This is a genomic window from Frankia sp. AgKG'84/4 (genome assembly GCF_023242965.2).
In the GTDB taxonomy this organism is placed as follows: Bacteria; Actinomycetota; Actinomycetes; order Frankiales; family Frankiaceae; genus Frankia.
In genome coordinates, this window is the sequence record NZ_JALKFU020000012.1 from 1 (window position 1) to 11,548 (window position 11,548).

The 11,548-nt window shown below is 71.8% G+C and carries 9 protein-coding genes and 3 pseudogenes; 2 read left to right on the forward strand and 10 right to left on the reverse strand.

Features of this window, described 5'->3' with window-relative positions:
* The 4 genes and pseudogenes from MXD58_RS02185 to MXD58_RS30540 form a co-directional block, all read right to left on the reverse strand.
* A pseudogene (locus tag MXD58_RS02185) lies at positions 1 to 467 on the reverse strand (hypothetical protein); the annotation flags it as partial.
* 76 nt (positions 468 to 543) lie between these two features.
* On the reverse strand, positions 544 to 1,197 hold the full coding sequence (locus MXD58_RS02190) for a PASTA domain-containing protein (protein WP_250608998.1): 654 nt from the start codon (positions 1,195 to 1,197) through the stop codon (positions 544 to 546).
* An 81-nt stretch (positions 1,198 to 1,278) separates the two neighbouring features.
* A pseudogene (locus MXD58_RS02195) lies at positions 1,279 to 1,422 on the reverse strand (PASTA domain-containing protein); the annotation flags it as partial.
* 256 nt (positions 1,423 to 1,678) lie between these two features.
* Positions 1,679 to 3,367: pseudogene (locus MXD58_RS30540) on the reverse strand (acyltransferase family protein); the annotation flags it as partial.
* Between MXD58_RS30540 and MXD58_RS02205 the strand changes: the two are divergent.
* Both MXD58_RS02205 and MXD58_RS02210 read left to right on the forward strand, forming a co-directional pair.
* A complete protein-coding gene (locus MXD58_RS02205; protein WP_248839114.1) occupies positions 3,324 to 3,890 on the forward strand; it encodes a hypothetical protein in 567 nt (188 codons plus the stop codon). The pseudogene MXD58_RS30540 and the gene MXD58_RS02205 sit on opposite strands and share 44 nt — an antisense overlap.
* Before the next feature lie 113 nt (positions 3,891 to 4,003).
* The gene (locus MXD58_RS02210) at positions 4,004 to 5,356 is read left to right on the forward strand and encodes an ABC transporter substrate-binding protein (protein ID WP_248839115.1); all 1,353 of its coding nucleotides are present in this window, start codon (positions 4,004 to 4,006) and stop codon (positions 5,354 to 5,356) included.
* A gap of 121 nt (positions 5,357 to 5,477) precedes the next feature.
* Here the strand turns inward: MXD58_RS02210 and MXD58_RS02215 are convergent, their stop codons facing one another.
* From MXD58_RS02215 to MXD58_RS02240, 6 genes are all read right to left on the reverse strand, one after another.
* Positions 5,478 to 6,155 (reverse strand): ABC transporter ATP-binding protein, encoded by a 678-nt coding sequence (locus MXD58_RS02215; protein WP_248839116.1) that lies wholly within the window; start codon positions 6,153 to 6,155, stop codon positions 5,478 to 5,480.
* Positions 6,152 to 7,000, reverse strand: a complete 849-nt coding sequence (locus tag MXD58_RS02220; RefSeq protein WP_248839117.1) for an ABC transporter ATP-binding protein — start codon at positions 6,998 to 7,000, stop codon at positions 6,152 to 6,154. The genes MXD58_RS02215 and MXD58_RS02220 overlap by 4 nt, the downstream gene beginning before the upstream one ends.
* Complete coding sequence (locus MXD58_RS02225; RefSeq protein WP_248839118.1) at positions 6,997 to 9,207, reverse strand: ABC transporter permease; 2,211 nt, start codon at positions 9,205 to 9,207, stop codon at positions 6,997 to 6,999. Before MXD58_RS02225 ends, MXD58_RS02220 begins: the two co-directional genes overlap by 4 nt.
* A complete protein-coding gene (locus MXD58_RS02230) occupies positions 9,204 to 9,644 on the reverse strand; it encodes a transporter (RefSeq protein WP_248839119.1) in 441 nt (146 codons plus the stop codon). Before MXD58_RS02230 ends, MXD58_RS02225 begins: the two co-directional genes overlap by 4 nt.
* Positions 9,645 to 10,058: 414 nt before the next feature.
* The gene (locus MXD58_RS02235; protein ID WP_248839120.1) at positions 10,059 to 10,340 is read right to left on the reverse strand and encodes a hypothetical protein; all 282 of its coding nucleotides are present in this window, start codon (positions 10,338 to 10,340) and stop codon (positions 10,059 to 10,061) included.
* A 212-nt stretch (positions 10,341 to 10,552) separates the two neighbouring features.
* Positions 10,553 to 11,548, reverse strand: a complete 996-nt coding sequence (locus MXD58_RS02240) for an NAD-dependent epimerase/dehydratase family protein (protein ID WP_248839121.1) — start codon at positions 11,546 to 11,548, stop codon at positions 10,553 to 10,555.

Genomic DNA, 11,548 nt, shown 5'->3' on the forward strand with positions numbered 1-11,548 from the left:
GACCAGGCCCGGCCGGCCGCGGGTGCACCCTGGCCCGCACCGGCCCCGGCGGCACCGGTGCGGACCATCGCACCGGCAAGGACGGCGCCCTCGGCGCCAGCGTCCGCGACGGCGGGAACGGCAGGGGTGGTGATCGTCAGCGGGGCGGCGGGTTCGGCGAGAGAGGCGGGTTCGGCGAGAGAGGCGGGTTCGGCGAGAGAGGCGAGGACCTGTGCGCGGATGGCCGCCTTGCGGCTCGGGTCCATCCGTTGCAGGGGGAGTTCGCGCAGGGCCGCGGCGAGAGCCAGCAGGTGGTCATCGGCGGCGCCGGTTGGTTCGCGGGAACCGTCGAGCAGTGTCTGGAGGTGTTCGGCGCGGGCCTGGCGCGGGCGCCACCAGCGCGCGGCGGCGCGCTCGCGGCCGGCTCGCCGCGGCCGAGTGTCACCACCCCGGTCACCATCCCGGTCACGACCGCGCGTTGTCCTCACGTCCGCTCCCCGGATCCGGTCGCGCGGTGAGAGCTCGGCCGCCCCCGCGCCGTCCTGACCAGTGGCCGATAGCCGCTCAGTTACCGAACTGCCACACGGTGTTGACGCGTACTGTACTACCCTTCTCGATCTTGGACCCGGCCCGGGCGGACTGCGCCACGACCTTGTCCTTCGGGCTGCCCAGAATGGAGGCCCGGTCGATCTTCAGTCCGGCTCGGCGCAGCGAGGTCTCCGCGTCGCGGTAGGACTTGCCGACCACGCTGGGCACGGTGACCTGCACGCCGCTGCCGTCGCCGTCGCCACCGCCGGAGCTGTCGTCTCCGGTGGGCGTGGTGGCCACCGTCAGGGTGACCGTGCTGTTCGGCGGGACCGGCTGGCCGACCTCGGGCGAGACGCCGACGACGGTGCCGGGGGTCGCGTCGCTGGTGGTGGTCACGGCACGCTGCACGGTGAGGCCGGCGATTCCGGCGGCCTCGAGCTGGGCCTTGGCCGCGTCGTAGGTCCTGCCGATGATGTCCGAGGGCATCAGGGGGGTGTCCGGACCGGAGGAGACGATCAGTCTGATCGCGTCCTTCGGCTTCGCCTGGGTGTTCAGGGCCGGGTCGGTGGAGATCACGTGGCCGTCGCCGATGGTGTCACTGGCCGCGTTGACCTGGCCGCCGGGGGTGAGACCCACCTCGGTGAGCCGGGCGTTCGCCTGCTCCGGGGTGAGGTTCGCCAGGTCCGGCACCGGGATCGTCGCCGGCCCGGAACTGAGCCGCAGCGTCACCACCGCGCCCTTGCCGACCTTCGCGCCGTCGCGCGGGTCCTGCTGGACGATGCGATTGGTGGCCACGGTGGGGCTCGCCACCGGGTCGAGGTAGGTGGACTTCAGCCCCGCCTGGCGAAGCTTCGTCTCCGCGTCCGACTTGCTGAGGTTGGTCAGGAGCGGTACCTCGACCTTGTTGCCCGACATCGTGTGCAGCACGAGGAACCCGAGCAGCAGCACCAGGACGGCCCCGGCGCCGACCACGATCGGCGACCGGGGCGGCCCGCCGGCTTTCGCCCGCCGCCGCCCGCCGCCGCCCGGCCCGCTGCGGCGCGAACCGGAGTCGGGCCAGCCCGGGAACAGCCTGGTTCTTGCGCCGTAGCGCGGGCTGTTCGAGCAACCGCCAGCTCAGCGCCGCCAGCGCCACGGTGCCCGCGAGCGACACGGCGAAGTAGGGGACGACCCCGGCCCGGTGCAGCCCGTACACGGCCATGAGCTGCTGGACCGGCGCGGAGTAGATGTAGGTGCCGTAGGAGAGGTCGTTGCGGGCACCGATCCGGTGCAGCGGCAGGCGGATCGCGAGCCACACGCAGGAGTAGGCGATCGGCAGGCTTGCCGGCGCGTGCGCGTCGGGCAGCAGCAGGAGCGCCGCCGTCGCGGTGACGATCGCGACCGGCCCGAGCCGCCGGTTGTAGGGCACCCGGTCGGCGTACACGCACAGCAGGGCCCCGGCCAGGAACATCGAACCCAGTCGCACGGCGGCGCCGGCCAGGTCGCTGTCCAGCAGTGTCGGCAGCGCGCCGGGGACGAGCCAGCGGAGCACCCACAGGCCGGCCAGCAGGCCGGTGAGCATCGGGATCAGCCGGGCCCGCCGGCGCAGCCGCCCGCCCGCGCCGAGCGCCGCGAGCCCGAGATAGCACAGCGCCTCCCAGATCAGGCTCCACAGCGACCCGTCCCAGGCCACCGGACCGTTCGGCAGCGCGGTGATCGGCACTCCCCGCGGGGTGCCGGCGATGTCGTAGAAGTGCATCAGCAGCGTGCTGTTGGTGAGCACATAGGCGAACGGGCCGTGCGGGGCGGCGCCGAAGTAGCCGCGCAGCGTCCCGTGCTGGTGCAGCCAGCCGAGCGGGGCGATCACCATCGCCACGACCACCAGGCACAGCCAGAAGCCGGGCAGGATCCGCAGGAAGCGGTGCCACAGGAAGCGGGCGGTCCAGCGGATGTTCAGCCGGCTGCGGGTGACGAGGAACCCGCTGATGGCGAAGAAGCAGTCCACCGCGATCGCGGCCAGGTCGAACCGGGAGGAGGGCCCCGGCGCCCCGACGAAGCCACCGGCGATCAGGCCATGCTGGGCGAACACGGCGAGGGCCATCGTGATGCGCAGAAACCCGAAGCTGTTGCGCCGCGGATCGAAGGCCGAGGCGAGCGTCGACCGTCGTGGCCGGTTGGACATGCAGGAACCCCATCCCGTGCGCGCCAGGCCGGACGGCAGCCGCCGTCGGCAGTACGGCCGGTGGGTCCGGGCCTCGACCACGCGGCGACTCTCGGGGAAATATAGCTCTCTGTGTTTGAAGAGTCCGGGTAGGTAATGGCTGTGTGGCGTCGTGGCGGGACCGCCGGGTCGCTGCCAACGGCAGCGATCTGGACACGAAGACGATGCGGACCGACCCCGCTTGCGGTCGTTTCCCAGATGACGTATAGCGTCCGGTTTTGTGGCTACTGTTGCTGACCGGATACTCGACCAGCTGGCCAAGGTGCCTGACGGTTTGGACGACGGCCGACTGGCCGCCGCTATCGGAGCGAGCCGGGGTTCGGTGAACCAGGCTTGTCGGCGACTCGCGCAAACAGGACAGTTGCGCCGCACGCCGGGCCCGGGCGGTCTGATTACCAACCGGCTGGCGCGAGCCGCTGAAACGATTCCCGCACCCCCGACGGCCGAGTCGCCTCCTGACGCCATACCCCTGATCGACACACCGTCGCAAGCGCCGGCATCCGTTGTCGAGCCTGAGCCGGTCGTCGAGCTTGAGCCGGCATCCGTCGTCGAGCTTGAGCCGGTCGTCGAGCTTGAGCCGGAACCTCTGATCGAGGTCGAGCGGGAGACGGCGACAGTGCCGGATGGGGCCGTCGCGGCGGCGGCGGTGATCGAGGTCATGCCGGCGTCGGTGGCCGAGCCGGCGCCGGTGGTCGAGGTGACGAGCGAGGTGGCGGCCGCGGCCGGGCCGGAGCCGTCGACCGAGGCCACGGCGGGAGAGGAGGACCCGGTGGCCGCGCTCGGCCAGGCGCTGGCCGCGCTCGACGAGGCGATGGCGATGCTAGGCACCACCATGGCGCCGGTGACCGCGGTCCCGTCGGTGGCCCCGGCCGGTGATGCGGCGGTGCCCGTTCAACCCGCTGGCGGTACGGTAGCCGAGCCTTCCGGGACGGAGGCGGTTCCCGCGGCGGTCGGTGTAGGCGCGCGGCAGGCGGGCCAGCCCGCGTCGCTTCCTTCCCGGGCCGTGGCCTCGGTCACCGACAGTGAAGTCGGATCGGCTGGCGGTGGGGAAGCGGCCGAGGGCGAGGACGGAGCGGACGGAGGGACCATCCCGCCCGCGCAGGAGACACCGGTGGAACGCGGCAGCACGCCGCCGGTGCGTCGAAGCTGGTGGCGCCGCATGTTCGTACGCAACGCAGGGTGACTGTGCGTAGCTTCCGGTGGCATCGTGGCCATCGTGAGCGCTGTCCGCGCCCAGGTACGTCTGTCCAGCCGGATCGGTCGGGCGCCACCGACACACCAGGGGAGAGCATGTCCATGCGAGCGAAGTCGCTCGTCGCCGTCGCCGTCCTGTCATCGCTGGTGCTCGTCGCCTGCGGCAGCCGGGCCGGGAGCTCCGGGACGACAACGGGCGCCAGCCAGTCGGCGTCAGGTGGGTCGAACAACACCGCCTCCGACGTCGGGGTGACACCAACCGAGATCAAGATCGGCTCCATCGCCGGCCTGAGCAGCGGATTCGGGCCCGATACGTTCTCCGCGTCGCTGTACGGCGCGCGGGCGTACTTCAAGGCGCTCAACGCGGCGGGCGGCGTCAATGGCCGCACGGTGAACCTCGCCGAATGTGACGACAAGGGCACCGGCAACGACAACGTGAAGTGCGCGCACAAGCTCGTCGACGACGAGAAGGTCTTCGCGCTCGCCGGGGTCACCGCGTTCGACTACGCCGGCGCCCAGTACATCAACTCCAAGGGTGTGCCGGACATCGGCGGCCAGCCGGTGTCGACCCAGTACGACCAGTACCCCCACCTGTACTCGATCTACGGAAGCTACTACCCGCGGACCGGTGACAGGCCGGGCTTCAACGGCACGCTGTACGCGGGCACGGAGACGTACCGCTGGTTCAAGGAGACCCTGCACTCCAACGTCGCCGGCGTCGTGTACTACAACGTCGCCCCGTCGCAGCGGTACGCGAAGTCGATCGTGGACGGCCTCCAGCGGGAGGGCTTCAGCGTCGTCCAGGAAGAGATCAACCTTGGTGCCCCGAACTGGGACTCCGCGGTTCTCGACCTGAAGCGCCGGGGCGTGCAGATCGTCTTCGACGCCATGGACGACGGCGGCAACGCGCAGCTGTGCAACTCCATCGAGAGCCAGAAGATGCCGCTGCAGGCCAAGGTCACCCCGCCGCAGGGCTGGGCGAACAACATCGGCCAGGTGTACAGCGCGTCGCCGACCTGCCGCAACGAGATCTACTCGACCAGCGGCACGGCGAACTACGCGGACACGCAGATCCCCGCGGTGGCGGAGTTCCAGAAGGCGCTCGAGGCGGCGGCACCGGACCGCGTCGCCAAGGAGAACCTCTGGATGCTGGAGGGCTACGCGTCAGCCCAGTGGCTGACCGACGCCATCCGCTCCTGCGGCGCCGACGTCACCCGCAAGTGCGTCGAGGCGTACATGAACAGCGGCAAGGAGTACGACGGCCACGGCCTGCTCGTCTCCTCCGGACGCACCTTCAAGGCGCTTCCGCAGCCGCCGGCGGAGGACCGCAACTGCCTCAATGTCGCCCGCTGGCAGGACGCCGCGGCCGGCGGCAAGGGCGGCTGGGTCACGCAGGTCAAGGACATGAACACGACCTGCTACACCGTCCCGAACGTGGGCTACCCGGCCGGCTGACGACGAGCCGGACCGCACTCGGCCCCGGCCAGGACCGCGCCTTCGGCGCTGGTCCTGGCCGGGGCCTTCTCGTGTGGGCTGCGGAACGCCTTGATCGGCCCCGGCCGGGGCCGACGCGGGCTCAGGCGGTGGCGAACTGCGCGGGGGTGCCGGCGAAGGAGCGCTCGCCGCGGTGCAGGACGTAGACCTGGTCGGCCATGGCCAAGGCCTGCTCGGTGTACTGGTCGGCGAGCAGCACCGTGGTGCCGGAGGCGGCGACGGTCGCGAGCCAGGTGAACAGGTCGCCGGCGACCTTCGGGGACAACCCGAGGGACAGCTCGTCGACCATCAGCACCGAGGGCCGGGCGAGCAGCGCCCGGGCCAGCGCCAGCATCCGCCGCTCACCGCCGGACATCGATCCGGCCCGCTGGCTCAGGCGCTCCCGTAGCCGGGGGAACGACTCCAGCGCGGGGCTAATGTCGGGATGCCCGCTCGCCTCGGCGATGATCTGCAGGTTGTCACGGACCGACAGGGTGGCGAACACCGCGCGCTCGTCGGGGACGAGCATCAGGCCGCGCCGAGCGCGGTCGACGGTGGTCAGCCGGGTGATGTCCTCGCCGCGCCAGGTGAGGGAACCCGAGCGCAGCGGGATGAGGCCGGCGAGCACCCGCAGCGTGGTGGACTTGCCCGCACCGTTCGTGCCGAGCAGCGCGGTGACCTTCCCGGCGGGGATGGCCAGGTCTAGGCCGTGCAGGACCTCGACGGTGCCGTAGCCGGCGCGGGCGCCGCTGAGCTGGAGTTCGACGGTCGCGGTGGTCATCTGGTCTCCCCGGACTGGCCGGCGGCGGCGAGCGGCGCCTGCGCCAGGTACACCGACCGCACGGTCGGGTCGTTGCGGACCGTCTCCGGGTCGCCGGCGGCGACGACCCGGCCGCCGACCATCGCGTAGACCTGGTCGACGACGGAGAACACCAGGTCGACGTCATGGTCGACGATGAGGATGCCGACGCCGTCGGCGGCGGTGCTGCGCAGCAGCTCCGACAGCTTGGCGGTCTCGGCGGCGTCGAGGCCACTGGCGGGCTCGTCGAGCAGCAGGATGTCCGGCTGCGCGCACAGGGCCCGGGCGAACTCGACCAGCCGCAGCGCGCCGGTCGGGAGAGTGCCGGCGATGGTGTCGCGGACGTCGGAGAGGCCCAGGGAGTTCAGGACGTCCTCGACGATCTGGGTCACCGGGCCCTTCGGGGCCAGCCCGAGGCGTTCGAGTGCCCGCTCGGCCGTTCGACTGATCCGGCTCCGGCCCTGCGCGGACAGGCCGAGCAGGCCGCCAGCGTAGTCCCGGCGCCGGTTCTCCGCGCCGACGAGGAGGTTGTCCGCGACGGTCAGAGTGGGGAACAGCGAGGGCACCTGGAAGGTCTGGACCAGGCCGCGTCGGGAGCGGATGTCCGGGCGCATCTGGGTGATGTCGGTGGTGCCGAGCATGACCTGGCCCTCGTCGGGCTGTTCGACCCCGGTCAGCAGGCTGAACAGCGTCGACTTACCGGCGCCGTTCGGCCCGATCAGGCCGGTGATCATGCCGGGTGGGGCGACGAGGTCGACGTGGTCGACGGCGGTCAGCCCGCCGTAGCGGCGGACCAGGCCGACAGCCTGCAGCACGCCCCGGCTCATCGCGTCTCCTCCTGGCTCACCTGGCTGGGGGCCGCCCTCTGCCCGACCACGGCATGCTGGCGGTGGGCGGCGTACTGCTGCACCATGGTCACCAGTTCGGCTCCGAACGGGGTCAGCCGCGGGTCGGCCGCCGTCCGTTGGGCGCCCAGCGGCCACTGACTGTAGTGGCCGGCGCGGGCCGCGCCGAGGGTGGCGCCGACGCCGGGGATGCCGGAGGCGCCGGTGATGCCGGTGGTCGCCGGCAGGTGCCCGACGGCGGAGATGCGCACCGGCACCGGGCGGGGAGCGCGCTGGTTCGGGTCGACAAAACTGTCGGCGAGGTGCTGCGCGAACAGCCGCAGCATGCCGCGCACGGCGGAGGCGAGGCCGCCGGGCATCCAGCCGAGGGCGAGCGCGAGGATGCCGATGGCCAGCGTCGAGGATCCCGCTGGCGCGAGGACGTCGATCGTGACGATGAACGCGGCGGCCATGATCGCGCCGGCCGCGCTGTCGGCGCCGAAGACGACGACCGCGGTGAACCACAGCAGGCTCTGCAACGGGGCGAAGTCATCGGCGGAGAACGAGTAGCTGGAGTGCACCAGCAGCGCGCCACCGAGCCCGGCGACGCCGGCCGAGACGGTGAAGGCGAGCAGCTTGAGGTTGCGCACGTCGACGCCGACCGCCGCCGCGCCGCTGGAGTCGTCGCGCACCGCCAGCAGCGCCCGGCCGAGGCGGCCGTGGTGCAGGTTACGGACGACGAGCAGGCCGATGCCGAGGCAGACCAGCTCAAAGACGTAGTAGGCCTTCTCGGAGAGCTCCCAGCCGAACAGCGTCAGCGGGTCCAGGTAGAGGCCGTTGGCGAAGGTGGGCTGCTCGAAGACGAACCGGCTGACGACCGCGCCGACCGCGAAGGTGGTGAGCGCCAGGGTCAGCCCGCGTCGCCGGATCGCCGGATAGCCGGTGATCAGGCCGACCGGGGCGACGAGCAGGGCGCCGAGGAACATCGACCAGATGCCGGGGATGGCCGGCAGGCCGAACAGGTTGCCGTTGGCCAGCTTCAGCGAGAGCAGCGCGCCGAGGCCGGCGAAGCCGGCGACGCCGAGCGAAAGCTGCCCGCTGTAGCCGGTGACGATCACCATCGACAGGAAGATCAGGCCCAGGGCCGGCACCATGAACGCCGAGCGCAGGTCGGACGGGGCGAAGGTGAGCGGCGCGAGGAGCAGCGCGAAACCGCCGAGTTTGCCGAGGTAGTCCTGGCGGAAGCGGGCGCCGGAGACCCGGCCCGAGGGCGGGGCGCCGCGGCTGGAGAAGCTCGCCGTCGCGCCGGAGTCGCCGCTGCCCAGCTCGCGCAGCTTCGGCACGGCGAGCAGCAGGACCAGCAGCGCGACGATGAACAGGTTCGACTGCAGCACCGTGAGGATCTGCCCGGCGTTGCCGTCCAGGGTGAACTGCTTGAGCTCGCTTTGCAGGATGGCGATGCCCAGCGCGGTGAGCACGGCGACCGGCATGCTCGCCAGCCGGGCGGCCACGACCACCGCGAAGGTCTCCAGGACCAGCAGGGTCAGCCCATACGGGGTGAGCTGGAACCGGGGGGCGAGCAGGACGCCGGTCAGGCCCGCCATGGTCGTGCCGGCGGCCCAGCCGGCGGCCGCGACCCGGTCCGCGGGAACACCGGAGAGCTCGGCGAGCTGCCGGTCGTCGACGACGGCCCGGATCTGGCGGCCGAACGCGGTGCGCGCGGCGATGAGCCCGATGACGATCGTGAACACCACGACCATGAGTAGCTCGGCGAGGGCGTCGACGCCGATACGCGTCTCACCGAACAGCCGCACCGACGAGTTCGGGAAGATGCTCGGCGCGTCACTGCGGGAGCCCAGCCCCCAGATGCCGGCGACGATCCCGAGGATCAGCACCAGCACGCCGAGGCTGGCGACGAGGGACTCGGCCGCGGAGGCCCGTCGGCGGGCCAGCGGCCGGAACACGAACCGTTCCAGCAGCAGCCCGACGCCGGGGGAGAGCACGGCGAGCGCGATGATGGCGGCCAGCCACTTCGGCAGGTTCCACTCGACGACCATCTCGCGGAACGCGTACGCGATCAGGGTGGCGATGCCGCCCTGGGCGAGGTTCAGGACGCCGTTGGTGCGGTAGGTGACGAGCAGGCCGATGCCGGACAGCGCGGCGATCGCGCCGAGGGAGATCCCGGCCAGCGCCAGGTCGACGCTGGTCACCCCCGATGGCCGGGCGTGCCGACGTACGGGTTCGGTGCCTGCGCGGGCGGCTGCTGGCCCTGGTAGGAGCCCTGCGTCTGCGCCGGCGTGGTGCGGCCTTCGGACTCGATGCCGGCGGTGGCCGCCGCGATGATCAGCGAGTGCAGGTCGTCGATCTGTCCCGTGGTGCGGGCCTGCGCGGCCTGGGCGGCGTCGACGCGGTCAGCGACCAGCAGCGCGCTGCCGATCAGAACGAGCGCGAGTCCGCCGAAGCCGCCGGATACCACGTAAGGTAGCTGAAGTGCTACATCCGTCTCTTTCGAGACGCCGAGGTAGCAGCCGAGAAGCAGGACGCCGCCGGCCGCCGCCACCACCCATCCACGGAGCGCGCGCACCACGTCGACCACCAGGCGCGAGGTGGGCCGCGGGTTACCGGTCCCAGCGGTCTGCTCGTCCACTTTCGTCTCCCCCAGGAGCGTCTCGTTATAGGTCGCGCGGGCACCGCCCCACGTGGTGCCCGTCCGGGACATGAGTCCGCGGCACGACAGCGTCAGATTAGTGCGCGGAGCTGCACAGGTGTGCTGTCGGGTAGCCCAAGGATGTTCTCGGCGAGCTCCGGCGGCACGGGAGGCTTCGTCGCATCCGGTTTCTGAGGATAGGCGACCTGAGGGAACACCGAGTGGTATGTCCGCTCGCGGACAGCATGGAGCGAAAGGGCGCGGATGTCGACCCAGGCCGGCTCCGAATTCGGCGTTCTGGCTGGTGGTCGCCGGTGCCGGCGGGTGGGGGCAGGCCGGTCTGTTGTCCTGCGAGGGGCCGGACGGACCGCTGGTGACGGGGGAGGAGGTCCTGAACGATCCGGCCGGATGGGGTCAGTCCGCCGGGCGCGGCTGCGTGGGAATGAACGTCGGCCCGTCGAGGACGTCACAGAGAGTGGCGCTCTCCAGGTTCTCGGCACAGCGGTCCACCCAGATCCGGCGGCGCTGCCCGACCCGCTCGTCCTCGAGCTCCAGCGGACCCTGCACGCCGCCCATCGCCGCCTGCAGATGGGCCCATTCGTGCGCGGCCGACCAGGTGTTGAACGAGCCCAGGTAGTCGCCGTCGTAGTCGTAGACGTGGCAGGGCCGCAGGCCCACGGGTCGGTCCACCGCCATCACGGTCAGCCCTTCAGCTAGCTCTTCAGGGGTCGGATGACACTTCGCTACAGGCTACGGGGTGGCCACGATCTGCGGTAGACCCGGATGCGGGTATCGCCGCACCCAGGTCTGGCCGGAACCTAGGTGATGACGGGGACCTAGTCGATGACGGGGACCTAGTCGATGACGGGGACCTAGTCGATGACGGGGACCTAGTTGATGACGGGGACCTAGTTGATGATCGGGACATTGCGCTGCCGGGGTGGCACACCGGTCCCGCCGGCGGCGCGGCCGTGGTGCCAGGCGTCGGCAACGATCCGGTCGATGCTCGACTGCGGCGAGCCCCAGCCGAGTTCCGCGCGGATGCGCCGGCTGTCGCCGATGAGCGCCCTCGGCTCCGCCACCGGCGGGCAGTGCTCGCGGCGCACCGGGCGCCCGCTGACCCGGCCGACGGCGGCGAGGACGTCGATGACGCTCACTCCGACGCCGCTGCCCACGTTGTAGACCCCGCAGCCCCCCGTCGTGGCGCCCTCCAGTGCCCGCAGGTAGGCCGCCGCCATGTCCCCGACGTGGACGTACTCCCGCAGCGCCTGGCCGTCCCCGTTGATCCGGAACACGTCGCGACGCCCGCTCGCCACCGCGATCGCCGCGGGGATGATCCGGCTGTCGTCGTGGTCGAAGTGGCCCTCGACCGCGCCCGCCACGTTGAACGATCGCAGGATGATCACTCCGAGCAGGCCGGTGCCGGCCTGGTGGCCGAGCAGTCGCTCGGCGGCGAGCTTCGACGCCCCGTACGGGTTGGACGGGTCCGGGCGGCGGCTCTCCGGTACGCCGGTGAGGTCGACGTCGCCGTAGACCGCGCAGCTGGAGCCGAACACGAACGCCGGGGCGACCCCGGTCCGCTCGGTGCCGACCTCCAGCGCCGTCAACAGGTTGGCGGTGCCGCTGAGGTTCGCCTGGAAGTAGCGCAGCGGCGCCATGCGGGACTCCCGGACCCGGGTCAGCGCCGCGAGGTGGCACACTCCGTCGAAGCCGCGGGCCACCCCGGCGGCGGTGAGCTGCGCGGGTTCGAGCAGGTCCGCGGCCACCACCTCGACCCCCGGGGGGAACGCCGGCGCCGACGAGCGATCGCGGACCATCGCCGTCACCGTGTGGCCGGCGCGGACGAGCGCGTCCGTGACCACGCTGCCGATGAAGCCGGACGCACCGGTGACGAGGACGCGCAT

Bases quoted from the DNA above. Each gene is read 5' to 3' on its own strand.
- MXD58_RS02210 (WP_248839115.1), top strand. From the start codon at position 4,004: ATGCGAGCGAAGTCGCTCGTCGCCGTCGCCGTCCTGTCATCGCTGGTG.
- MXD58_RS02215 (WP_248839116.1), bottom strand. From the start codon at position 6,155: ATGACCACCGCGACCGTCGAACTCCAGCTCAGCGGCGCCCGCGCCGGC.
- MXD58_RS02220 (WP_248839117.1), bottom strand. From the start codon at position 7,000: ATGAGCCGGGGCGTGCTGCAGGCTGTCGGCCTGGTCCGCCGCTACGGC.
- MXD58_RS02235 (WP_248839120.1), bottom strand. From the start codon at position 10,340: ATGGCGGTGGACCGACCCGTGGGCCTGCGGCCCTGCCACGTCTACGAC.
- MXD58_RS02240 (WP_248839121.1), bottom strand. From the start codon at position 11,548: ATGCGCGTCCTCGTCACCGGTGCGTCCGGCTTCATCGGCAGCGTGGTC.